Source organism: Gordonia sp. HS-NH1, assembly GCF_001418765.1.
Lineage (GTDB): Bacteria > Actinomycetota > Actinomycetes > Mycobacteriales > Mycobacteriaceae > Gordonia.
Map to the genome: position 1 here is coordinate 76,986 of NZ_LIYC01000004.1, position 23,323 is coordinate 100,308.

Sequence of the window (23,323 nt, forward strand, 5' to 3'; positions counted from 1 at the left end):
GCCCGCACATCCGGACCCCGCACACTCGGATACTGCACACTTGGACGCAGGACGGTGCGGTTCGGTTCCGTGTGTGTGCGAACCCGCAGGGAATTGTCGCGTACGCGGGCCCGTGCCGCCAGTGCCCGCGTCGGGCGCAGGCTGGACTCAGCCGCGCAGTTCGACGCCGTGCGAGGTCACCGCGTCGAGCAACGCGGTGGGCCGGTCGGCCGGCGGGACGTCGTGTACCAGCGCGAAGGAGCAACCGAGGGCACGCGCACCGCCGTCGGCGGTCTCGCTGTCCCCGACCATCAGCACCTCCTCCGCCGGCACACCCAGCGGGTCGAGGGCGGCGTGGAAGATCCGGGGGTCGGGTTTGATCGCCCCCACCTCGTAGGACAGCGCGAACGCGCCCACGAGGTCCTCGACGTCGTGCAGCGCCAGGACCTTGCGCAGGTCGAAGGCGATGTTGCTGACGATCCCGACCGGGACGTGTGCCGCACCGAGCTTCCGGAGCACCGCCACGGTGTCGGCGAACGGCACCCAGGACGACGGATCGAGGACTCGGTTGTACAGCGAGTTCGCCTGGTCGGGGTCACTCATCCCCGCCGCACGCAACAGGGCCAGATAGCCGGTGCGATGCAGCGCCGGATCGAGATCCCGGGATTCCCAGGCGTGCCGATCGTCACCGACGATGCCGTCCGGCAGGCCGACGGGTGCGACCATCCGCCGGATGATGTCGGCCTGGCGGTCACGGTCGAACTCGGCGCCGGAGTCATCGCGCAGGTCGGCGAACCACTCGTCGCGGGCCTCGAAGCGGAACAGCGTGCCGGAGAAGTCGAACAGCACCGCCCGCGGCGTCGTACCGGTCATGCCCCCGCGCCCTGGACGACCTCGGCCAGACGGCCGGCCACCGACAACGCCTGGTCGGCGGTCGCGGCCTCCACCATGACGCGAACGAGCTGCTCGGTTCCCGACGGCCGCAACAGGACTCGGCCGGTCTCGCCCAGTTCCGTCTCCGCGACCGCGACCGCGTCGCGGACCGCTTGCGACTGCGACACCGCATGCTTGTCGGCGACGCGCACGTTGATCAGTTCCTGGGGCAGCACGGTGACGATGCCGGCCAGGTCGGCGAGGCGTGCCGTGGTGGCGGCCATGCGGGCCATGAGCATCAGCCCGGTCAGGATGCCGTCACCCGTCGTGCCCGAACCCGGGACGACGATGTGGCCGGACTGCTCCCCGCCGATCGAATAACCGCCCCGGCGCAGCTCCTCGAGGACATACCGGTCCCCGACCGCGGTGGTGTGCACGGTGATCCCGGCGTCACGCATCGCGATGTGCAGTCCGAGATTGCTCATGACCGTGGCCACGAGCACGTTCTCCCGAAGCCTTCCCTGATCCTTCAACGACGTCGCGAGCACGGCCATGATGGCATCACCGTCGACGATCTGACCGGTGGAATCGACTGCGAGACAACGGTCTGCGTCACCGTCGTGCGCCAGTCCGAGGTCGGCTCCGTGCTCGAGGACCGCCGCCTGCAGCTTGTCCATGTGCGTGGACCCGCAGTCGGCGTTGATGTTCAGACCGTCCGGCTCGGCGTGGATCGCGATGACGGTCGCGCCGGCGTCGGCGTAGGCCAGCGGCGCGAGCTCCGACGCTGCGCCGTGCGCGCAGTCGACGACCACCGTCAGCCCGTCCAGCCGGGTGTCGATGGCCTGCGCGAGGTGCTGCCGGTAACGGTCGCCGGCGTCGGGCGCCGCGACGATGCGCCCCACCGCGGCACCGATCGGACGGATGAGGTCATCGCCCATCGCCGCCTCGATGCGGTCCTCGACGTCGTCGTCGAGTTTGTGCCCGCCGGCGGAGAAGAATTTGATCCCGTTGTCGGGCATGGGGTTGTGCGATGCGGAGATCATCACCCCGAAGTCGGCGCGGTAGTCCGCGGTCAGGAACGCGACCGCCGGGGTCGGCACGGTGCCGACGCAGATGGCGTCGACTCCGGTGGCGGCCAGCCCCGCGCACACCGCGGCCTCCAGCATCTCGCCGGATGCGCGCGGATCGCGTCCGACCACCGCACGCGGGCGCCGGTGGGAGTCGGTCGCCGAACTCTCTGCGAAAACGACCGCGGCGGCCGAGGCCAGGCGCAACGCGAGCTCGGGAGTGAGCTCGGCGTTGGCCAGGCCTCGGACGCCGTCGGTTCCGAAAAGGCGTGCCAAGATCAGCGCTTGGAGTACTGCGACGCCTTGCGGGCCTTCTTGAGGCCGTACTTCTTGCGCTCGACCGCACGCGGGTCGCGGGTGAGGAAGCCGGCCTTCTTCAAGGCGGGACGATCCTCCGGCGTGACCTCGATGAGCGCACGCGCGATGGCGAGACGCAGCGCGCCGGCCTGGCCCGAGGGGCCGCCGCCGACGAGCTTGGCGAAGATGTCGAACGACTCGGTGCGCTCGACGAGGACCAGCGGCGCCTTGATGAGCTGCTGGTGCACCTTGTTGGGGAAGTACTCCTCCAACGAGCGTCCGTTGAGGGTGAACCCACCGTTGCCCGGCATCAGGCGGACGCGGACGACGGCTTCCTTGCGGCGGCCGACGGTCTGGATCGGACGATCGATGACGATCGGCTCGCGCACGTCTTCGACGGCGGCGGTCTCGTAGTCGTCAGCGGCAACCTCGACGGCCTCGGCCTCCACGACCTCGACGGCCGCGGCTTCGGCGACATCAGCTTCGTCGACGGCCTCGACGGCGTCGTTGATGTTCTCGTTGCTCACTGGGCCACCTGCTTGATCTCGAAGGGGACGGGGCGCTGGGCCGCGTGCGGATGATTCGGGCCGGCGTAGACCTTCAGCTTCGACGCCATGGCGCGGCCGAGCTTGGTCGACGGCAGCATGCCCTTGACGGCCTTCTCGATGACGCGCTCGGGGTAGGTCGCGAGCAGCTCGGTCGTGGTGCGGGACTTCAGGCCACCGGGATGCCCCGAGTGGGTGTAGTTCAGCTTGCGATCCGCCTTGTTGCTGGTCAGCGCAACCTTCTCCGCGTTGATGACGACGACGAAGTCGCCGCCGTCCATGTGCGGGGCGTAGGTCGGCTTGTGCTTGCCGCGGAGCAGGTTCGCGACCTGCACGGCCAGCCGGCCGAGCACCACGTTCTCGGCGTCGATGACATGCCACGTACGCGTGATGTCACCGGCCTTCGGGGTGTAGGTAGGCACAGTTGTCCTCAACTCTTGTCTGTGGGTGCTGGTCGGGTGCACGGCAGAGGTTGTTCCCGGCGACCAGTGGGGACCCGGGCCTCCGCTGACCTGGACACGCTGATGCGGACCAGGTGCCGAGCACCAGCGATCCAGGCTACGCGACCGTGCTGGTCAGGGTCAAAACAGACGGCGTCGGCACCGACGCCGGCCCCGCCACCGGCGGCCACCCGCCTATGACGGCGAGACCCGGACACTGCGCACCGCCTCCGCGCATTCGGCGTCGGTGGGCTCGGCCGCGGTGCCCGCCTGGCAGCCGATCGAGACCTGCAGGCCGTCGTCGACGACGACGTACCAGCGGATCGCCCCGCCCGACGCCGGCGACTCCCGGTAGCCGATCACATCGCGGCCGGCGAACCGGGTGGTGGCGGAGAACTCGGTGACCACGTCGTCGCCGCGCTGCTCGATCCGGTTGCGGAGGCTGTCCGCCACCGACGCCGGCGTGGAGCCCTCGCGTACCTCGGTGAGGACGGCGATGATGCGCCGACCGTCGTCGGGGTCCACGAACACCGCGCGGGTGGTCGACGGGTCGTCGGCCGCGTCGGTCGGGGTCTCCTGTTCGGCCTGTCGCCAGTCCCCCGGCACGGTCAGCGTCGCGCGGCCGAGCCGGACATCCGTCGACGACGTACCCGACGCGGGGTCGCGCTGCCAGAGCCCCACCCCGACCGCCCCGCTCACGACCAGAGCCGCCACGACGGCGGCGGCGACCAGTGATCGTGGCCGTCGGCGTGTACCGCCTGCCGGTACCGCACCCGGCGGGCCGGGATCACGTACGGGGGCCACCGCGTCATCGGCGGCGCCGCCGGTGCGGTGACCGAGCCGGACACCCAGATCACGGTCGACGGCGACGACCCGCCCCGCGACCGCGTGAGCCGAGACGAGATCGATCGCCGCGGACACCTCGTCGCGACGATCCCCGTCGACGAACACCGCCTCGACCGAGTCGTCGATGACGTCGATTCCGTCGACGACGACCGAGGAGTGCGACCGATCACCGGGACCGGGCCGGATGACCCCGGAGCGCTCGACGGCCCACCCGTCGGGACCGCGACCCACGATCTGCACGTCCCACCACGACGGACGCGGATGGGCGGGATCGGCGGGCGGCCGCGGTAGATGGGTGGTCTCGACGACGGCACACCGCTGCACGGTCAGGTCGGCATGGCTGCGTGCGACGAGCACCGCCCGCGGCACCAGCTCCACCGATGAGCGCGCGTCGCCGACATCGGCGAGAGTCGACGCACGCCGTGGTCCCCACGTGCTCGGGTGCCCGACGACCATCGGTCGTCCCGCGGGCAGGCCGAGATCGGCGAAGACCCGCCGCCACACCTGCCGCAGGTGATCGCGCCGACCGTCGACCACGACGCTCGTCTGGTCCACCGACTCGAGCAACGTGCGCACGTCGCGATCCACCCGCCGCAGACCGAGGTCCGGCTCCCAGACCAGCGGCGTCCCGAACGCCAGATCGACGACGGTCGGGCGGGGGTTCCCCTGTTCTGTCAGGTGCGCGGGTCCCGCGTCCGATCCCTGCGCCCCGCCCGCTCCAGTCATCCCGGCCCCGACCTAGTCGCCGATCGGGAGATGGGCGACCTGGATCATCTCCTGCGGCCGGACCCGCGACACGAGCTCGCCCCGGCCGGGCACCAGTGACTGCAGGCGCGAACGGCCGGTGATGAATCCCTCGTCCCGGTCCCCGCTCATCAACAGGATGTCCGACGACAGGTCCTTGAGGCGGGCGATCAGCGGATCGAACATCGCCCGTCCCAGACCACCGGAACGTCGGGCGAGCACGACGTGCAGCCCGATGTCGCGCGCATGGGAGGCCAGTTCGACGATCGGCAGCATCGGGTTCCCCGTCGAGGTGACCACCATGTCGTAGTCGTCGACCACGACATACACCTCGGGCTGGCCCTCGAGCCAGGTGCGGTCCCGCAGCTGGGCAACCGTCACGTCCTCCGGTGGCATCCGGTTCTTCAGGTAGGCCGCCAGCTCCGTCATCATCGACGCCGCCCGGTCAGGCGAACTCGCGTAACCGGCCAGATGATCGCCGTCGATGATTCCCAGCATCGTGCGGCGGTAGTCGACGAAGACGATTCGCACCTGCTCCGGCGAGGCACCGGCGACCAGCCCGGTGACGATCGTCCGCAGCAGGTTGGTCTTGCCGTGCTCGACGTCGGCGAACGCCATGAAATGCGGCTGCGCGGTGAAGTCGAGGACCACCGGCGCGAGTTCGAGCTCACCGACACCGATCGCCACCTGGTTGGGCGCCAGCGTCAGCCCGGCGTCGGCGACGGCGCGCTGCACCGACGCGTAGTCGATCTCGGTGCTCAGTTTCCGCACGGCCATCGCCGAACGGCCCGGATAGGCGGCGGTCAGCTTCTCCACCGACTGGGCGACGCCGGCGGGTAGCGACTCGGCACTGCTGACCGGGTCCAGTCGCGGCAACGCGATCAGCATGTGCAGTTCCTGCCCGGTCAGACCACGACCGGGACGGTTCTGCGGGACCAGCGCGGCAGCGCGGCGGCCCATGTCGGAATCCATCGGATCGCCCAGCCGCAGCTCGATCCGGGTACCCATGAGATCGCGGACGGCCGGGCGCACCTCGGCCCACCGGGACGCGGTGACCATGACGTGGACGCCGTAGCTCAACCCCTGCGCCACGATCGCGGTGATCTGTTCCTCGAGCGATTCCAGTTCCGTACGCAGCACGTTCATGCCGTCGAGGACGAGGAACACGTCCCCGAACCGATCCTGGGCCAGCGGGTCGGCCGCCGACGAGGTGACGCCGGACCGGAACCAGGACGCGCGACGGGCCCGATAGTCGCGCATCGACTCGACCCCCAGGCGGGTGAACAGCAGTTCGCGGGACCGGACCACGGCCGCGACCTCGGCAACCGTGCGGCGGACGGCGTCCATGTCGCCGCGCGAGGCGACCGAACCGACATGCGGGAGTCCGGCGAGGCCGGCCAGACTGCCGCCGCCGAAGTCCAGACAGTAGAACTGCACCTGCTCGGGCGTGTGGGACGCCGCGGCCGACATGATGATCGTGCGCAGAGTCGTCGACTTGCCCGACTGCGGACCGCCGACCACCGCCACGTTGCCCGCGGCGCCCGCGAGGTCGATGACCAGCGGGTCACGTCGCTGGTCGTAGGGCCGGTCGACGATGCCGATCGGGACGGCGAGATCGCCCGGCTCCGCCGGGTGGGACCAATCCCGCTCGCCGAGAAGGTGTTCGACGGTCGGCGAGGAGTCCAGCGGCGGCAGCCAGACGCGGTGGGCGGGCGGGCCGGCGCCTGCGATGCGTTCGACGATCGTCTCCATGAGAGTGGGCACCGGCGCCGAGACGGGTTCGAAGTCGGCGGGCGCCTCGGGAGCGGGCGGTTCCTCGTCGAGCAGACTCTCGGCCTGGTCGAGCAGGGACCGGGACGCACCCTCGTCCAGCGGGACCGGAAGCGCGGTGAACACTTTCAGGTTCCCGCGCCCCGGCGACGCGGTGGTGCCCGGGTCCGACGATTCGGTGACCGTCGGCGAGTAGTAGGCCCCCGACACGTAGGACGTGTTGAACCGGATCGGGTCGGCCGAGTCGCACTTGAGGTACGCCGAACCCGGAACACTCGGCAGGTGGTACGCGTCGGGAACACCGAGAACCGACCGGGACTCGTTGGCGGAGAAGGTCTTCAGGCCGATCCGATAGGACAGGTGCGAGTCCAGGCCGCGGAGCTTGCCTTCTTCCAGACGTTGCGAGGCGAGGAGCAGGTGGATGTGCAGCGAGCGGCCCAGGCGGCCGATCGCGACGAACAGCTCGGCGAAATCCGGCTTCTGCGCGAGCAGTTCGGAGAACTCGTCGACGACGATGAACAGTGCGGGCAGCGGATCGAGGCGCACCCCGGATGCGCGTGCGCGCTCGTAGTCGGCGACATTGGCGTAGTTGCCCGCCGCGCGCAGCACCTCTTGGCGCCGGTTCATCTCACCGGAGAGTGCGTCCTTCATGCGGTCGACCATCGACAGTTCCTGCTCGAGGTTGGTGATGATCGCGGCGACGTGGGGAGCGGATTCCAGACCGAGGAACGTCGCGCCGCCCTTGAAGTCGACGAGTACGAGATTCAGCTCGGACGGCGAATGGGTCGCCAGCATGGCCAGCACGAGAGTGCGCAGGAACTCCGACTTCCCCGATCCGGTGGCGCCGATACACAGCCCGTGCGGACCCATGCCACCGTGTGCACTCTCCTTGATGTCGATCTCGACGGGGGCCCCGGTCGGCGTGTACCCGATCGGCACGCGCAGGCGCTCCCGGCCCGTCCGCCCGCGCCAGGCGGTGGCGGGATCGAACCGCGCCGCATCGTCGATGCCCAGCAGTGCGGGCAGGCCCGGGTCGGCCGAGGTCGCCTCCGACTCGAGGTGGGCCAGCGTCGCGGCGGTGGCGAGCCGATAGCGCGCCATGCGCCGGGCGATCGCCTCGGCCTCGGGGATCGTGAGCGAGTCCATGTCGGCGAACTCCTCGACGCCGGCCGCGCTTCGCGCCGAGACCTTGCCGCCGCGGACGACGAGTTGCAGACCGCGTCGCGCCGCGAGACCGTCCGGCGGCGCGGTCAGGTCGAGGATCGTGACCCCCTCCATGCCCGCGTCGTTGATGATCCGTTCGTCGCCGGCGACATAGCCGTCGTCGATGATCACCACGAGGTGCGCGCGGTTGGCGTTCGGCGGCGCGGACCGGCTGAACCGGCCGCGCTCCAAGAGGTCGGCGGCCATCGAGTTCTCCAGGTCGGCCAGCGTCGGGTAGATCATCCGCATCGCGCCGACACCGTCCCGGAGCGTCGGATGTCCCACGTGCGGAAGCCATTTCGCCCAGTCCCAGGCCTCCCCCGCGGGGTCACCGGTGACGATGCCGATGTGCAGGTGATCGGGACCGTGGAATGCGCACAACTCGACGATCATCGACCGGATGAGCTCGCGGGTCTCCTGCCGGGCACCCTCGATGTTGACGGCCGGGAAGCCGCGCAACGAGATCGAGGTCGGCAGGCGGTACACCGCGGAATGTGTGCGCACGAATCGGCGCAGGGCCACCATCGACACCGGCTCGATGTCCTCGAGGGGTCCGGTCTCCGGGGGCATGAGCCGAGTGGCCAGGCGCTGGACGCCGACACCCACTCGCACATGGGCGAAGTCGGCGTCGCTGGGGCGCCGCTCCCACATCCGCCTGCTGCCGATCACGTCGAGCAGCGCTCGCGGATCCGGGTGACTCCAGGTGCGCGCCGCGCGCTGGTTGTCGACCGTCTCGAAGACCTGACTGCGCAGCTGGCCGAGGTAGCGGAAGTAGTCCTTGCGCTCCTCGTTGAGTTCGCCCGCGCGTTTGCCGCCGCCGCGCCCGCCCGCGGCGAACATGCCGAACATCGACATCAGCATCATCAGCGGGAACATCATGAACAGCGGGTTGGACAGGATGTTGCGTCCACCGGTGACGACCATCAGCGACACCATGCCGACCACCGCGACGACCATCACCACCGGGAGCAGCCTCATCAGGAGACTGCCCGGCACCACCCGGGGCACGTCCGGCGGCGCCTGGATGTTGACCTCGCCGCCGGGCGTGCGCGGCGGCGTGATGCGCGGCCGACGCACAAATCCCTCGGTCGTGGTGACCACACGTCCCCCCTGACATGTCGCGCTGTGTATCCCCAGGCGGTCGAACCCGCTGAGGTTGGCTATGTTAGCTGCTGAACCCAGGGGGAGGATTGACCTGATGACGTCTGTGGACGGATTCGCGCCGGGGTACCCGACCACCGCTGCCGGTGCGGACACCGGGGACCGTCGGCGGGGCGAGGCGGCCGTCGAACCTCAGCTCGTACGGGTGTCGGTACTGGGCGGCAACACCCAGCTCGACGTCGGCCTGCCCGCCGGCATCCCCATCGCGGGACTCATCGGCGACCTCGTGGCGCAGATCGAGTCGCGTAACCCCACGCGGTCGGACCCCGACGATCCCGACGCCGACGCGCGCAACCCCGGACGCCCGCACGATCGCCAGAACAAGTGGACCCTCGCCCTCGTCGGACAGGAACCGCTCCCCCTGCACAGGTCGCTGTCCGAGTCGGGCATCCGCGACGGCGACCTACTGCTGCTGACCTCGACGCGCACCGGGGAGTCCCCGGTGCTCTTCGACGACGTGGTCGACGCCGTCGCCCGGCTGAACGAATCCCAGTTCGTCGACTGGACCGCGGCGGCCGCCCGACGAGTCGGTTACGCACTGGCTCTCGTCGCCGCGGTCGCGGCGGCGGCATCGCTGGCCGCGGTCCGGGCCGACACCGGCGCCCTGTGGTTCGCGGGCCTGTCGGGCCTGGCGGTCGTCGGATTCGTCACCGCCTCGACCATCGTGTCCCGCTACTACCGCGACGAACAGAGTTCGACCGTCCTGTCGTTGTGCGCCGCACCGATGGCGTTCGTGACCGGGATGATCCTCACGCCCGGACAGTTCGGCGCCGCGCATCTGACGCTGGGATTCGCGTTCACACTCGTGGCCGCCGTCGTCAGCTACCGCATGACCGCCGTCGGCGCCACCGCGCACAGTGCCGTGACCAGCGCGGCGCTGCTCGGCGCGGCCGGCGCCGGGGCCCGACTCCTCATCGATGCACCGGTGCCCGACGTCGCCGCCGTCATCGCCGCGGTCGGCCTGCTCCTGATCGGGCTCGCGCCCCGCACCACCATCCTGCTCGCCAAACTCCCACTGCCCCCGGTCCCGACGGCCGGTGCCGCCATCGACGTCAAGGACATCGAACCGCGCCCGGCCATCGAGGGCATCGGGGCGATCGGCGCGACCGCACTCCCCAAAGCCGATGCGCTGGAACGTCGTTCCTATCTCGCCAATGCCTATCTGACCGGTATCGTCGGCGGGCTGACCGCGGTCACCGCCATCGCGGCGGTCCTCACCGCCTCCCCGCTCGCCGGATTCGAGTGGCGCAACGCCGTCTACGCCGCGATCATCGGCGTCGTGCTGTGCCTGCGGGGCCGCTCCCACAGCGACCTGTTCCAGGCCGGAATCCTCATCGTCGGCGGATCGCTCGTGGTGATCACGCTGATCACCGGTCTCGCCTTCGGCGACGACCGATGGCCGGTCATCGGTTTCGCACTCGGCGTCGTCGTCGTGATCGCCGCATTCGTCTTCGGCGTCGTCGCCCCGAACCAGGACTTCTCCCCCGTGATGCGGCGCTGGGCGGAGATCGGCGAGTACATCCTCGTCGCGCTCATCGTGCCCCTGCTGCTCTGGCTGCTCGACCTGTATCGAATCGTCCGCGAGATCTGATGCGCGGCATGCGCACCCGCAGCGCGGGGGTGTTCGCGACGGCCCTGGTCGCGGCGCTGGTCGGGACGTCGGCATCGCCGGCCGCGGCGGTGACCCCGCCGCGGATCGACCCCGGCGCCCTGATCCGGTCGGCCCCGGTCGCCCCGCCGGAACCGACCGAGCAGAGCCACCTGTGCAACACCGCGGAATTGACCCGCAATGTGTCGAAACCGACTGCGGCACAGTCGATGATGAATCTCCCGGAAGCGTGGCGGTTCAGCCGCGGGCAGGGTCAGCGGGTCGCGGTCATCGACACCGGCGTCACACCGCATCCGCGGCTCGGCCGTGTCGTCGCCGGCGGCGACTACGTCTCGGGTGGCAACGGACTCGACGACTGCGATGCACACGGGACCCTGGTGGCCGGCATCATCGCCGCACGTCCGAGCGCCTCCGACGCATTCGCCGGGGTGGCGCCCGCAGCCTCGGTCATCGCCATCCGCCAGTCGAGCAGCGCCTTCCGGAAGAAAGACGATCGCGCACGGGACGACGGCGCGCCGGTGGTCGGGTCCGGGTACGGCTCGGTCCGGACGCTCGCCCACGCGATCGTGCGCGCGGTCGATCTACGCGCCACCGTCATCAACATCTCCGAGGTGGCGTGTGCCCCGGCGTCGGACTCGGTCGACGATCGCGCACTCGGCGCGGCCATCCGCCACGCCTACGAGCGCGACGTCGTGGTGGTCGTCGCGGCCGGCAATTTGACCCGCGACGGCGCCTGCCAGAACCAGAACCCGGCCCCTGCCGCCGACGACCCCGACGGCTGGCGGTCGGTGTCCACCATCGCCAGCCCCGCGTGGTACTCGCCGTATGTGCTGACGGTGGGCTCCGTGGACGCCGACACCGGCTCCCCGAGCGACTTCAGCCTGCACGGGCCGTGGGTGAGCGTCGCGGCCCCGGGGACCGACATCGTGAGCCTCGACAGCCGACGTGGCTCGAGACGACTGGCGTCGGCGCAGGAGAGCGACGCCGGACCGGTTCCCCTGATCGGTACGAGTTTCGCCGCGCCGTATGTGGCCGGTACCGCCGCGCTGATCCGCTCGCGATTTCCCGAGCTGTCCGCGCGCGAGGTGATGGACCGCATCATCGAGACCGCGCATTCGCCGGGTACCGGCCGCGATCAGCGGATCGGCCACGGCGTCGTCGACCCGGTCGCCGCCCTGACTGCAGAGTTGCCCGTCGAGGACCAGCCGGACCGCGCCTCGGCGCCGATCGCCGCCCCGCCGGTTGCGCAGCCGCCCGATCACACCGCCCGCGACGTCGCGATCATCGGCAGCGCCGTCGCGGCGATCGTCATCGCAGCGGTCCTCGCGATCGCGCTACCTCATCGGCGCGTGCGCAAGCTCGACCCGGACGAGTTCTGACGCTCGCGGCCACCGCGGGAGTAACGGTCTGCGCGGCGTCAGCTCGACGTGCGTGCCGGGCGCAGCTCGCGCGGAAGCGCGAAGGTGAGGGTCTCGTTGGCCGTGTTGACGGTCTCGACCGTGCCGTAGCCGCGCTCGGCCAGGTAATCCAGGACGCCGCGGACCAGGACCTCGGGCACCGACGCGCCGGAGGTGACGCCGACGGTCGTGACACCGTCCAGCCACGACTCGTCGATCTCACGCGCGTAGTCGACCAGGTGGCCTGCCCTCGCGCCGGCCTGCAGGGCCACTTCCACGAGGCGTACCGAGTTCGACGAGTTCTGTGACCCGACGACGATCACCAGATCGCACTCGGGCGCCATGGCCTTGACCGCCACCTGGCGGTTCTGGGTGGCGTAGCAGATGTCGTCGCTGGGCGGGTCGTTGAGCAGCGGGAACTTCTCCCGGAGACGCCGGACGGTCTCCATCGTCTCGTCGACCGAGAGGGTGGTCTGCGACAGCCAGACGAGCTTCGACTCGTCTCGGACCGTCACCGACTCCACGCTGTCGGGGCCGTCGACCAGCTGGATGTGCTGGGGAGCCTCACCGGCGGTGCCCTCGACCTCCTCGTGGCCCTCGTGGCCGATCAGCAGGATGTCGTAGTCGTCGCGCGCGAACCGCTTGGCCTCCTGGTGGACCTTGGTGACCAGCGGGCAGGTCGCGTCGATGGTCCGCAGGTTGCGCTCCGCGGCGGTCTGGTGCACCAGCGGGGAGACGCCGTGCGCGGAGAACACGACGATCGCACCCTCGGGCACCTCGTCGGTCTCACCGACGAAGATCGCCCCGCGCTCGGCGAGGGTCTCCACGACGTGCCGGTTGTGCACGATCTCCTTGCGCACGTAGACGGGAGCGCCGTGCTTGTCGAGGGCACGCTCGACCGTCTCCACCGCACGGTCGACACCAGCGCAGTAGCCGCGGGGTTCGGCGAGGAGGACACGCTTCGTCTCAGACATGCTTCCCAGGGTACGGGTTACGCGACGTTGCTCGTGATGGCAGAGTGTTGGCATGGATCGCGCACCGTACCCTGCCCGGATAGCCGCTGGTCTGATCGTCACCGCCCTCGAGGAGACGCGGAAACTCCCGGCCCTGCTCATCACGTTGCCGATGACCGCGGTCAGCCAGACCCTTCAGGCCGGCATGCGGGCGCAACAGAACATCGCCGAACTGGCCATCAAGGGCGACGCCGCCCTGGAGATGTTCTTCGACCGGCCCGACGAACAGCCCGAATGGGCGCGCTTCGACGAGGACGAGCCGGAGAGCCCCGCACCGGTCTCGCCGCCCGCCCCCGCCGCTAAGGCACCGAGTCCCGCACCGGCCACCCCAGCACCGACCACACCCGGCCCCACCACCATCGACGACGAGGTCGAAGAGGCGGCCACCGACGCCGATCTCGCCGCGCCGCCGCGAGCCGACGCGGGTCGGTTCGCGCTGTACAGTTCCACCCCCGACGAGGCCGTCGCGGCCGAGGTGCCGGGCACCGAGGCGGTCACGTCGTCCGACGGTTCGGGACCCGAGATAGTCGAACTCATCGACTACGACACCCTGACCCTCGCGCAACTGCGCGCCCGGCTCCGGACGGTCGCCATCGAAGACCTGATCGCGCTCGTCGACTACGAGAAGGCCGGTCGTGCCCGCGCGCCGTTCGTGACGATGCTCGAGAACCGGATCGCCGCGCAGAACAAGCGCTCCACCGAAGCGTGACTGGAGCCGACACGAGCGACACACCGCGACGTTCCTCCTCACCGAACTCCGCCGAGCACCCGTGGCCGGTCCGGACGGTCAACACCAAGATCGCCGACTGGATCCACCGGCTCGGACAGATCTGGGTGGAGGGTCAGGTCACCCAGATCAGCCGGCGACCCGGCACCCGGACCGCGTTCCTCACCCTGCGCGATCCCGCCGCCGACATCTCGATCTCGGTGACGTGCAGCCCGGATCTATTGGCGCGCACCGAGGTTCCCCTGACCGACGGCAGTTCCGTGGTGGTCCTGGGCCGTCCGAGTTACTACACCGGTCGCGGCACCGTGTCCCTGCGCGTCAGCGAGATCCGGGCGGTGGGCATCGGCGAGCTCCTGTTGCGCATCGAACGACTGCGCCAGCTGATGGCCGCCGAGGGCCTCTTCGACTCGCGCCTCAAGCGGCCCCTGCCCTTCCTGCCGCGGGTGGTCGGGCTGATCAGCGGGCGGGCGAGCGCCGCGCAGCACGACGTGGTGAGCGTGGCCACCGCGCGCTGGTCGGACGTCCGTTTCGACATCAGGGAAGCCCCCGTGCAGGGCCCGACGGCCGTCGCCCGCATCCTCACCCATCTCGCCGAACTCGATGCACACCCGGATGTCGAGGTCATCATCATCGCGCGCGGCGGGGGCAGCGTCGAAGACCTGCTCCCCTTCTCCGACGAGGCGCTGTTGCGCGCGGTCTCGCGGTGCCGGACGCCGGTCGTCAGCGCGATCGGGCACGAACCGGACAATCCGTTGCTCGATTTCGTCGCGGATCTGCGCGCGGCCACCCCCACAGACGCCGCCAAACGAGTGGTCCCCGACGTCGAGGCCGAGCTCGCCGGCATCGCGGACCTGCGCCGCCGCAGTGCGCAGGCGCTGCGCAACTGGGTCCGGCGGGAGTCCGGCGTCGTGGCGGCGCTCCGGGCGCGTCCGGTGCTCGCCCGTCCCGGGGTGCTGGTGGACTCCGAAGCCGCGCGGGTGGCCGAACTGGTCCGCGTATTGCGGCGGGATGTGTTGCGCCACATAGATTCCGAGGAGCGTCGCAGCGAGCACCTCGCCGCGCGGTTGTCGACCCTCGGTCCCGCGCAGACCCTGGCGCGCGGTTACGCGGTGGTGCAGCGCACCGACACCGATCCCCCGCATGTGGTCGGCACCCTCGCGGACCTGCCGCCGGGTGCGCAGGTGCGGATCCGGGTCGCCGACGGCGCCGCGACCGCCCGGGTCGACGGGCCCGCCGCACGCCGCTCCCGCGCACGATCCCGGACGGGCAGCGCGACCGAACCGACGAACGCGCACGAAGACGGAGGAGACGCGTGAGCACCGACGAGACATCCACTCCCATCCAGGAACTCGGGTACGAGGAGGCACGGGACGAGCTCGCCGAGATCGTCACCACCCTCGAGCACGGCGGGCTCGATCTCGACGCCTCGCTCGCGCTCTGGGAACGCGGAGAGGCCCTCGCCACGCGCTGCGAGGAACACCTGCGCGGGGCCCGGACGCGCATCGAGGCGGCGATCACCGACAAGGGCGCCGATCCCGGCGATGAGGACGACGACTGATCACTCGAACCGCGCGAGCAGGTCGTGGTCGAGGGCGCTGACGCGGGCATGTTCGGCGGTCGGGCGCGCACCGGCTCGCGCGAGGACAGGCCGCCGATCCTCCCCGCCCCTCACCGGGGAGGAAAGCGGCCACCCGACGGCGTCGTCGGAGGTCGGCCCGACGACGCCCGGATCGGGTGCGGTCGCCGCGATCGGCGCGGTCCGGTTCACGGTCGCGCCGACGCTCTGCACCGGCACGGTCACCACCAATGGCACCAGGACCGCGACCAACGCGAGCCTCGCCCACACGAAGTGCGGGCCGAACCCAGATCCCCCAGCCATGAGCGCCTCCTGGAGACGACGCTAGGAACTCGGGACCCGGTTCTCACGAGTAGTGCGCTACCCCAATTGCAACGGCGCCTGGGTGACGACCGACGACGCGATCGTCTCGATGTCGGCATCGTTGCCCCGCGACAGCACCGCGATGCGCACGTCGCCCAGATCGGTGATCCAGAACTTCTTGCCCTCCGCGGTCTCGTAGGTCACCCACTGGCGCCCGCCCGCCTGACGGGTACCGGTGCCGGAGATGTCGCCGAAGTCACCTCCGTTGCCGCCCAGATAGGGCACGAGCACGTCCTCAGGCGCATCGGACTGGCTGAGCTGTACGTAGGCGCCGCTGCTGCTCAGCCACCCCACCGTGCTGACCCGATGTCCCTCGATGGCGTCCGACGAACCCGAGTTGGGTCGCCATCCCTCCGGTGTCGGCGGGCGGCGGATCGGGAACGCCAGCTGACTGGCATCCGCGTTCAGTGCGCTGACCACGTCGAACGGCGGCAGCTTGCTGTCGGCCACGTCCTTGGACGCCCCGACCGAGCAGTTCCCCGAGGCGATCAGCACCAACGCACACAGCGCGAGCAACGGCACCAACGACCAGAACATGTCCTTACCGTTGATCAGGATGCGGGGTTTGTCTGCCATGGCGCCGAGTATCCCACCAGCAGGGTCACTGACCGAATGGCCGGTGTGACATGCAAGGATGGTCTTCGAGACCACCGCCACGATCACTCGGCGCCGCCCAGGCGACCAGCGCCGTACAGAGGAGTCGATTGCCCATGACCGTCAGCACCCACCAGGCCCCGGACCGCAACCTCGCGATGGAGTTGGTCCGCGTGACCGAGTCGGCTGCACTCGCGGCCGGGCGCTGGGTCGGCCGGGGCGACAAGAACGGCGGTGACGGCGCCGCGGTCGACGCGATGCGCGAGCTGCTCTCGTCGGTGTCGATGCGCGGTGTCGTGGTCATCGGCGAAGGCGAGAAGGACGAGGCGCCGATGCTCTACAACGGCGAGGAGGTCGGCAACGGCGAGGGACCCGACTGCGATGTCGCCGTCGACCCCATCGACGGCACCACCCTGATGGCCGAGGGACGCCCCAACTCGATCTCGGTGATCGCGGTCAGCGAACGCGGCACCATGTACGACCCGTCGGCCGTGTTCTACATGGACAAGATCGCCGTCGGCCCCGACGCCAAGGGCGCCATCAACATCAACGAGTCCGTCGAGTGGAACATCAACTCGGTCGCCAAGGCGAAGGGCATCGACGTCGCCGATCTGACGGTCATCGTCCTCGACCGTCCCCGCCACGCCGATCTCATCGGTGAGATCCGGGCGGCCGGCGCCAAGATCCGCCTCATCTCCGACGGCGACGTCGCCGGTGCGGTCGCGGCCGCCGACGACTACTCCACCGTCGACATGCTCATGGGCGTCGGCGGCACCCCCGAGGGCATCATCACCGCGGTGGCGATGAAGTGCATGGGCGGCGAGATCCAGGGCAAGCTGTGGCCGCGCAACGACGAAGAGCGGCAGAAGGCCCTCGACGCCGGCCACGACCTGGACCGCGTGCTGACCAATGACATCCTCGTCAGCGGCGAGAACGCCTTCTTCTGCGCCACCGGCGTCACCAACGGCGACATGCTGCGCGGCGTCACCTACCGACCCAACGGAGCGACGACCCGGTCGCTGGTGATGCGCTCGAAGTCCGGCACCGTCCGTCGCATCGAGGCCGTTCACAAGCCGGCCAAGCTCCGCGGCTACTCCCGCATCGATCTCTGAGACCCGATTCGGCCCCATGCCGGTGCCGGGAGCGAAGCGAGCGGGCGGAGATGTCCCGGTGCCGGGAGCGAAGCGAGCGGGCCGAGATGTCCCGACCCCGGCGACTTCACGAGTCAACCTGTGGCGTGGGGCCGTTCGGGCGGGCGATACGATGCGGTCCGTGAGTAAACCAGCCTCAGCCCCCGAGTTTCTCTACTCCGATCTGCTCCCCACCGGCGCCGACGAGACCCCGTACCGGTTGATCACCGCAGACGGTGTGTCCACCTTCACCGCCGGCGGCCGAACTTTCCTGCAGGTCGACCCGGAGGCCATCCGGCGGCTCACCGCCGAGGCCATGCACGACATCAGCCACTACCTGCGCCCGGCTCATCTCGCGCAGCTGCGCAAGATCATCGACGACCCGGAGGCCTCGGGTAACGACCGGTTCGTCGCGCTCGACCTGCTGAAGAACGTCAACATCTCCGCGGGGGGCGTGTTGCCGATGTGTCAGGACACCGGCACCGCGATCGTGATGGGCAAGAAGAGTGAAGGGGTGCTGACCGGCACTGACGACGCCGAGGCCATCTCCCGGGGTGTCTACGACGCCTACACCCAGCTCAACCTGCGCTACTCGCAGCTCGCCCCGCTGACGACCTACGAAGAGAAGAACACCGGCTCCAACCTGCCCGCCCAGGTCGAGATCTACGCCACCGAACAGGGACCCAAGGGGCCGGAGTACAAGTTCCTGTTCATGGCCAAGGGTGGTGGCAGTGCCAACAAGTCGTTCCTGTTCCAGGAGACCAAGGCGATCCTGAACCCGAAGAGCATTCTGAAGTTCCTCGACGAGAAGATCCGCTCGCTCGGCACCGCGGCGTGCCCGCCGTACCACCTTGCCGTCGTGATCGGCGGCACCTCAGCCGAATTCGCACTCAAAACCGCCAAATACGCGTCAGCGCACTACCTCGACAACCTGCCCACGCAGGGTTCGATGTCGGCGCACGGTTTCCGTGACCTCGAACTCGAGGACGAGGTGTTCAAGCTGACCCAGTCCTTCGGTATCGGTGCGCAGTTCGGCGGCAAGTACTTCTGCCACGACGTGCGTGTCGTGCGGCTGCCCCGCCACGGCGCGTCGTGCCCGGTCGCGATCGCGGTGTCGTGTTCGGCCGACCGTCAGGCACTCGGCAAGATCACCGCCGACGGCGTCTTCCTCGAACAGCTCGAGACCGATCCGGCCAAGTACATGCCCGCAGCCGGTGTGGCCGAGGACATCTCGGGCGGCGAGGTGGTCGAGGTCGACCTCAACCGTCCGATGCCGGAGATCCTCGCCCAGCTCTCGCAGTACCCGGTCAAGACCCGCCTGTCGCTGACCGGGCCACTCGTCGTCGCGCGAGACATCGCGCACGCCAAGATCAAGGAGCGCCTCGACGCCGGCGAACCGATGCCCGACTACCTCCGCGACCACCCCGTCTACTACGCGGGACCGGCGAAGACCCCCGAGGGCATGGCCTCCGGATCGTTCGGGCCGACGACGGCCGGCCGGATGGACAGCTACGTCGAGCAGTTCCAGGCGGCCGGCGGCTCGATGGTCATGCTGGCCAAGGGAAATCGGTCCAAGCAGGTCACCGATGCGTGCGGCTCGCACGGCGGTTTCTACCTCGGCTCGATCGGCGGACCCGCGGCGCGTCTGGCGCTCGACTGCATCAAGAGCCAGGAGATCATCGAGTACCCCGAGCTCGGCATGGAGGCCGTGTGGAAGATCGAGGTCGAGAATTTTCCCGCGTTCATCGTTGTTGACGACAAGGGCAACGACTTTTTCACCGACCCGAGCGGGGCCGTGAACGTCCCGCTGAGCGGCATAAGGATTCGATCGAAGGAGTAGGACACCGATGACCGGAGCACAGGGCAATGAGCAGCGGTACCGCACCGAGCACGACACCATGGGCGAGGTGCAGGTACCCGTCGACGCCCTGTGGCGGGCCCAGACGCAGCGCGCCGTCGAGAACTTCCCGATCAGCGGACGGCCGCTCGAGCGGACCCAGATCCGTGCGATGGGACTGCTGAAGGCGGCCTGCGCCACGGTCAATGCCGACCTCGGTCTCCTCGACCCGGAGAAAGCCGATGCCATCGTCGCCGCGGCCACCGAGATCGCCGACGGCCGCCACGACGACCAGTTCCCGATCGATGTGTTCCAGACCGGTTCGGGCACCAGCTCGAACATGAACACGAACGAGGTCATCGCGTCGATCGCCAAGTCACGCGGCGTGGACGTCCATCCCAACGATCACGTCAACATGTCACAGTCGTCGAACGACACCTTCCCGACGGCGACGCACGTCGCCGCCACCGAAGCCGCGGTCACCGACCTGATCCCGGCGCTGGAGCATCTGCAGAAGGCGTTGAGCGACAAGGCAACCGAATGGCGTGAGGTCGTCAAGAGCGGCCGCACGCATCTGATGGACGCCGTGCCGGTCACGCTGGGCCAGGAGTTCGGCGGCTATGCACGCCAGGTCGAGGCGGGCATCGAGCGCATCACCGCCACCCTCCCCCGCGTCGGCGAACTGCCCATCGGCGGCACCGCCGTCGGCACGGGCCTCAACGCGCCGGACGGTTTCGGCACCAAGGTGGTCGCCGAACTCGTGCGGCTGACCGGCGTCGAGGCCCTGACGCTCGCGAAGGACAACTTCGAGGCGCAGGCGGCCCGCGACGGGCTCGTCGAACTCTCCGGCCAGCTCAAGACGGTCGCGGTGTCGCTGACCAAGATCGCGAACGACGTCCGCTGGATGGGCTCCGGTCCGCTCACCGGACTCGGCGAGATCCTCCTCCCCGACCTCCAGCCGGGCAGCTCCATCATGCCGGGCAAGGTCAATCCCGTTCTGCCCGAGGCGGTCACACAGGTGGCGGCGCAGGTCATCGGCAACGACGCCGCGGTCACGTGGGGCGGCGGCTACGGCGCCTTCGAACTCAATGTCTACATCCCGATGATGGCCCGCAACGTCCTCGAGTCCCTGAAACTGCTCGCCAACGTCTCGCGGCTGTTCGCCGATCGCTGCATCTCCGGCCTGCAGGCCAACACCGAGCGATTGCGCACCCTCGCGGAGAGTTCACCCTCGGTCGTCACCCCGCTCAACAGCGCCATCGGTTACGAGGAGGCGGCCGCCGTGGCCAAGCAGGCCCTCAAGGAGGGCAAGACGATTCGCGAGACCGTCCTGGATCGCGGGCTGGTCGGCGACACGCTGACCGAGGCCGAACTCGACGCCCGGCTCGACGTGTTGAAGATGGCCAATCTCGACCGGGAGCGCTGAGAACCGTGGCGGCGCAGTTGCTTCCCTTCCCCACCGACTGGCAGACCGCACTCGTGCTCGTCGCCCACCCCGACGATCCCGAGTACGGGATGGCCGCCGCCGTCGCCCGATGGACCGGCGAGGGCAGACGCGTCGTCTACGCGCTGGCCTCGAGCGGTGAGCGGGGCATCGAGGGTCTCTCACCCGCCGAGTGCGGGCCCCTCCGGGAAGCCGAGCAGCGCGCGTCCGCCTCGATCGTCGGCGTCGACGAGGTCGAGTTCTGGGGCTTCCCCGACAGCGACATCCGCAACGTCCCCGAGTTGCGGGCCAAGATCGCCGAGACCGTCGAACGCGTCCGCCCGCAGGTGATCGTCTCGCTGTTCGGGGGTCCCGAGTGGGCGCCGGGAATGCCCAACCAGCGCGATCACATGGAGTTCGCCGCGGCCGTGCTCGACGCCTACGACGCCCTGGAGTCCCCACCGTCGTGGTTGTTCGAGAACGGTCCGGCGGCGACCCACGGCGTCGACGTCGAGGATCAGATCGACACGGCCGTCCACGCGCTGGCCGCGCACGACCGCTACCTCTCCGTCCTGGATCCCGACACCCCGGTCCTCGACCAGGCACGAGCGCAGATCGAGATGGCGACAGCCCCACGCACCGATGATCCCCACGGCCACGTGGCCGGCTTCGAACTGAAGAGGGGCCACACCGGCTGATGTTCCTTGGCCCTGCGCATCGGTGACCTTCGGCCTCTCCCGCCAGGCGAGCCGTCGGTGGATGGTGTGGGGGTCCACTTCTCCGCACGCCGCCGGAGGAATCCGCTCCGACAGGGGGACCGTCATCACTCTCACATCCGTTCTCGTCGCACTGCTCGCCGCATTCACCGTGTGCGCACTCATCGGATTGTCGGTCTGGCTTCTCGTCCTGTTCGGGGTGCTGACCGGACTGCACTCGGTGGCATGGCTGTCCGAGCGCACATCGGCCTGGCGGCTGCCGGCCGACGCCGACGCACCCTAGAGGGGCGCCGACCAGCGCAGTGCCAGACCACGGCCGTTCGGTGGCGTGGTCAGCGTGAACGAACCACCGAGCTTCTCGGCCCGGAGGGCGAGATTGCGGAGGCCGCTCGGCGTCACATCGGCCGGCAGCCCGATGCCGTCGTCGACGACCTCGACGACGAGTTCGTCGGCAATCGCGAGCGACACCGTCACGGTCGTGGCCCGGGCATGCTTGACGACGTTGCTCACCGCTTCCCGCGTGACCGCGACGACGTGCTCGGCCAGCGGCGGCGCCACCACCGACAGCGGGCCCGACGTCCGGACGTGTACCTGAATCGGCAGATCGTCGATCTGCTGGTCGATGGCCTCCTGCACGCGCTGCCGCAGCCGGGTGATCATCATGTCCTCGGCCTGCAGATCGAAGATGGTCGTCCGTACCTCCTGGACGATGTCCTGCAGATTGTTGATGGAGCGGGTGAGGCGCGAACGGACATCGGGTGAATGGGTGCGCTGCAGCGTCGCCTGCAGACTGAGTCCTTCGGCGAAGATCCGCTGGATCACGTGATCGTGGAGGTCACGGGCGATCCGCTCGCGATCTTCGAGGACACGCATCTGATGGGTCTGCAGCGTGGCAGTGGCCAGCTGCATGGCCAGAGCGGCCTGGTCGGCGAAGTCCGCGCTGAGCTCCAGGAGGTCCCGCGTGAAGGGCTCTCGCCCCTCGGCCCGCATGGCGATCAGCACGCCCCGGGTGGAGTCGACCGTGCGCAGCGGCGCGGCCATCACCGGCCCGAAGCGCGTCGACGAATCGCCGATGTCGTATTCCAGGTGCTCACGCAGAACGGGGCGTCGCTGGACGAATGCGGTCCCCGACGTCGACCCGACGATGGGGATGCTCTGGCCGCGGAAGACGTGGCCCTCGGTGCCCTCGGCCACGGTGATCACGAGTTCGTCGATCGACTCGACGGGCTCCTCGGTGTCGTGGGGCTCGGCGATGAAGACGAGGTCGGCCTCGGCGAGGCTCAGCACCTTGCGAGCGATCTCCTCGAGAACGTCCTGGTGATCGGCGCCGGTCAGCAGCTCGGTCATCACATCGCGGTTGGCCTCGATCCAGGCCAGCTGGTTCTGCGCCTGCTCGTAGAGGCGGGCGTTGTCGATCGCGATCCCGGCCGCGGACGCCAGAGCCTGGATCACCACCTCGTCGTCCTCGGTGAAGACGCCGCCGTTCCTTTTCTCCGTCAGATAGAGATTGCCGAAGATCTCGTCACGGACCCGGATGGGTGTACCCAGGAAACTCGTCATCGGCGGGTGGTTCGGGGGGAACCCCACGGATTCGGGATGCTCGGAGAGGTCGGGAAGGCGCAGCAGTTCGGGTCGGTCGATGAGCAGTCCGAGGACGCCGCCGCCGGTCGGCAGCCTTCCGATGCGCACGCGGGTCTCGTCGTCGATGCCCTGCGACAGAAAGGCAGACAGGTGGTGCCCGCGCCCGAGGACGCCGAGTGCGCCGTACTCCGCGTCGACCAGCCGGATCGCCGACGCCACGATCGATTCGAGTGTGGTTTCCAGATCGAGTCCGGAACTGACGACGAGCATCGCCTGAAGGAGTCCATCGGTCTGATCACGCACGTCGGCGATCTGGCCGACCCGGTCGGCGACCTCGTCGAGCAGCTCGCGCAAACGCATCTGCGACAGCGCTTTCTGCAATTCGAGCGATCTCGGGTCGAGTTCCGAGAATTCGGAAGCCATCTCTCGGAT

20 protein-coding genes are annotated in these 23,323 nt (G+C 69.5%); 10 read left to right on the top strand and 10 right to left on the bottom strand.

The genetic code is table 11. From position 1 onward, the window contains the following. Window positions 1–147 precede the first annotated feature (147 nt). The 6 genes from AMD30_RS04960 to eccCa all read right to left on the bottom strand — a co-directional run bounded on the left by AMD30_RS04960 (window position 148) and on the right by eccCa (window position 8,865). Window positions 148–852, bottom strand: coding sequence for an HAD family hydrolase (locus tag AMD30_RS04960; protein ID WP_055474865.1), 705 nt, complete (start codon window positions 850–852; stop codon window positions 148–150). Then, the gene (glmM, locus tag AMD30_RS04965; protein WP_055474866.1) at window positions 849–2,195 is read right to left on the bottom strand and encodes a phosphoglucosamine mutase; all 1,347 of its coding nucleotides are present in this window, start codon (window positions 2,193–2,195) and stop codon (window positions 849–851) included. Before glmM ends, AMD30_RS04960 begins: the two co-directional genes overlap by 4 nt. 2 nt (window positions 2,196–2,197) lie before the next feature. After that, window positions 2,198–2,743 carry a 30S ribosomal protein S9 gene (rpsI, locus tag AMD30_RS04970; protein WP_010841848.1) on the bottom strand — a complete coding sequence of 182 codons (546 nt, stop codon included), beginning with the start codon at window positions 2,741–2,743 and terminating at the stop codon, window positions 2,198–2,200. Next, a complete protein-coding gene (gene rplM, locus AMD30_RS04975) occupies window positions 2,740–3,183 on the bottom strand; it encodes a 50S ribosomal protein L13 (RefSeq protein WP_010841847.1) in 444 nt (147 codons plus the stop codon). The genes rpsI and rplM overlap by 4 nt, the downstream gene beginning before the upstream one ends. 213 nt (window positions 3,184–3,396) lie before the next feature. Beyond that, the gene (locus tag AMD30_RS04980) at window positions 3,397–4,773 is read right to left on the bottom strand and encodes a type VII secretion-associated protein (RefSeq protein WP_055474867.1); all 1,377 of its coding nucleotides are present in this window, start codon (window positions 4,771–4,773) and stop codon (window positions 3,397–3,399) included. A gap of 12 nt (window positions 4,774–4,785) precedes the next feature. Further along, entirely contained in the window at window positions 4,786–8,865 is a 4,080-nt protein-coding gene (gene eccCa, locus AMD30_RS04985; protein ID WP_055474868.1) for a type VII secretion protein EccCa, read from the bottom strand. 97 nt (window positions 8,866–8,962) lie between these two features. On the opposite strand from eccCa, the gene eccD reads away from it, so the two are divergent. Further along, entirely contained in the window at window positions 8,963–10,516 is a 1,554-nt protein-coding gene (eccD, locus tag AMD30_RS04990) for a type VII secretion integral membrane protein EccD (protein WP_014926176.1), read from the top strand. Continuing rightward, the gene (gene mycP, locus AMD30_RS04995; protein WP_055474869.1) at window positions 10,516–11,913 is read left to right on the top strand and encodes a type VII secretion-associated serine protease mycosin; all 1,398 of its coding nucleotides are present in this window, start codon (window positions 10,516–10,518) and stop codon (window positions 11,911–11,913) included. The genes eccD and mycP overlap by 1 nt, the downstream gene beginning before the upstream one ends. A gap of 38 nt (window positions 11,914–11,951) precedes the next feature. On the opposite strand, the gene AMD30_RS05000 is transcribed toward mycP, so the two are convergent. Continuing rightward, window positions 11,952–12,905 carry a 4-hydroxy-3-methylbut-2-enyl diphosphate reductase gene (locus tag AMD30_RS05000; protein WP_035717097.1) on the bottom strand — a complete coding sequence of 318 codons (954 nt, stop codon included), beginning with the start codon at window positions 12,903–12,905 and terminating at the stop codon, window positions 11,952–11,954. A gap of 52 nt (window positions 12,906–12,957) precedes the next feature. Here AMD30_RS05000 and AMD30_RS05005 point away from each other — a divergent pair, with 52 nt between their 5' ends. The 3 genes from AMD30_RS05005 to AMD30_RS05015 are packed head-to-tail and all read left to right on the top strand — an operon-like array spanning window position 12,958 to window position 15,229. Further along, the gene (locus AMD30_RS05005; RefSeq protein WP_055474870.1) at window positions 12,958–13,653 is read left to right on the top strand and encodes a lipid droplet-associated protein; all 696 of its coding nucleotides are present in this window, start codon (window positions 12,958–12,960) and stop codon (window positions 13,651–13,653) included. Then, window positions 13,650–14,987, top strand: coding sequence for an exodeoxyribonuclease VII large subunit (gene xseA / locus AMD30_RS05010; protein WP_055474871.1), 1,338 nt, complete (start codon window positions 13,650–13,652; stop codon window positions 14,985–14,987). The genes AMD30_RS05005 and xseA overlap by 4 nt, the downstream gene beginning before the upstream one ends. Further along, window positions 14,984–15,229, top strand: coding sequence for an exodeoxyribonuclease VII small subunit (locus tag AMD30_RS05015; protein WP_010841839.1), 246 nt, complete (start codon window positions 14,984–14,986; stop codon window positions 15,227–15,229). The genes xseA and AMD30_RS05015 overlap by 4 nt, the downstream gene beginning before the upstream one ends. Here AMD30_RS05015 and AMD30_RS05020 read toward each other — a convergent pair whose 3' ends face one another. Together AMD30_RS05020 and AMD30_RS05025 are read right to left on the bottom strand one after the other, a co-directional pair. Then, window positions 15,230–15,550, bottom strand: coding sequence for a hypothetical protein (locus AMD30_RS05020; RefSeq protein WP_055474872.1), 321 nt, complete (start codon window positions 15,548–15,550; stop codon window positions 15,230–15,232). It abuts the gene before it with no gap. A 57-nt stretch (window positions 15,551–15,607) separates the two neighbouring features. Continuing rightward, complete coding sequence (locus AMD30_RS05025; RefSeq protein WP_014926171.1) at window positions 15,608–16,186, bottom strand: DUF4245 domain-containing protein; 579 nt, start codon at window positions 16,184–16,186, stop codon at window positions 15,608–15,610. Between the two features lie 134 nt (window positions 16,187–16,320). Between AMD30_RS05025 and glpX the strand changes: the two genes are divergently transcribed. The 5 genes from glpX (at window position 16,321) to AMD30_RS05050 (ending at window position 21,593) form a co-directional block, all read left to right on the top strand. Next, complete coding sequence (glpX, locus tag AMD30_RS05030) at window positions 16,321–17,316, top strand: class II fructose-bisphosphatase (protein WP_010841836.1); 996 nt, start codon at window positions 16,321–16,323, stop codon at window positions 17,314–17,316. 160 nt (window positions 17,317–17,476) lie between these two features. Next, window positions 17,477–19,174, top strand: coding sequence for a fumarate hydratase (locus AMD30_RS05035; RefSeq protein WP_055474971.1), 1,698 nt, complete (start codon window positions 17,477–17,479; stop codon window positions 19,172–19,174). Between the two features lie 7 nt (window positions 19,175–19,181). Next, complete coding sequence (locus tag AMD30_RS05040; protein WP_055474873.1) at window positions 19,182–20,597, top strand: class II fumarate hydratase; 1,416 nt, start codon at window positions 19,182–19,184, stop codon at window positions 20,595–20,597. Window positions 20,598–20,602: 5 nt separating this feature from the next. Then, window positions 20,603–21,292 (top strand): PIG-L deacetylase family protein, encoded by a 690-nt coding sequence (locus AMD30_RS05045; protein ID WP_055474874.1) that lies wholly within the window; start codon window positions 20,603–20,605, stop codon window positions 21,290–21,292. Window positions 21,293–21,314: 22 nt separating this feature from the next. Further along, window positions 21,315–21,593 (top strand): hypothetical protein, encoded by a 279-nt coding sequence (locus AMD30_RS05050; RefSeq protein ID WP_010841832.1) that lies wholly within the window; start codon window positions 21,315–21,317, stop codon window positions 21,591–21,593. On the opposite strand, the gene AMD30_RS05055 is transcribed toward AMD30_RS05050, so the two are convergent. Further along, window positions 21,590–23,314, bottom strand: a complete 1,725-nt coding sequence (locus AMD30_RS05055) for a sensor histidine kinase (protein WP_014926168.1) — start codon at window positions 23,312–23,314, stop codon at window positions 21,590–21,592. The genes AMD30_RS05050 and AMD30_RS05055 overlap by 4 nt on opposite strands. Window positions 23,315–23,323 lie beyond the last annotated feature (9 nt).

Coding starts and splice junctions, on each gene's coding strand:
- AMD30_RS04960 (WP_055474865.1), bottom strand. CDS start 852: ATGACCGGTACGACGCCGCGGGCGGTGCTGTTCGACTTCTCCGGCACG.
- AMD30_RS04980 (WP_055474867.1), bottom strand. CDS start 4,773: ATGACTGGAGCGGGCGGGGCGCAGGGATCGGACGCGGGACCCGCGCAC.
- eccD (WP_014926176.1), top strand. CDS start 8,963: ATGACGTCTGTGGACGGATTCGCGCCGGGGTACCCGACCACCGCTGCC.
- mycP (WP_055474869.1), top strand. CDS start 10,516: ATGCGCGGCATGCGCACCCGCAGCGCGGGGGTGTTCGCGACGGCCCTG.
- AMD30_RS05000 (WP_035717097.1), bottom strand. CDS start 12,905: ATGTCTGAGACGAAGCGTGTCCTCCTCGCCGAACCCCGCGGCTACTGC.
- AMD30_RS05005 (WP_055474870.1), top strand. CDS start 12,958: ATGGATCGCGCACCGTACCCTGCCCGGATAGCCGCTGGTCTGATCGTC.
- AMD30_RS05020 (WP_055474872.1), bottom strand. CDS start 15,550: ATGGCTGGGGGATCTGGGTTCGGCCCGCACTTCGTGTGGGCGAGGCTC.
- AMD30_RS05025 (WP_014926171.1), bottom strand. CDS start 16,186: ATGGCAGACAAACCCCGCATCCTGATCAACGGTAAGGACATGTTCTGG.
- glpX (WP_010841836.1), top strand. CDS start 16,321: ATGACCGTCAGCACCCACCAGGCCCCGGACCGCAACCTCGCGATGGAG.
- AMD30_RS05040 (WP_055474873.1), top strand. CDS start 19,182: ATGACCGGAGCACAGGGCAATGAGCAGCGGTACCGCACCGAGCACGAC.
- AMD30_RS05055 (WP_014926168.1), bottom strand. CDS start 23,314: ATGGCTTCCGAATTCTCGGAACTCGACCCGAGATCGCTCGAATTGCAG.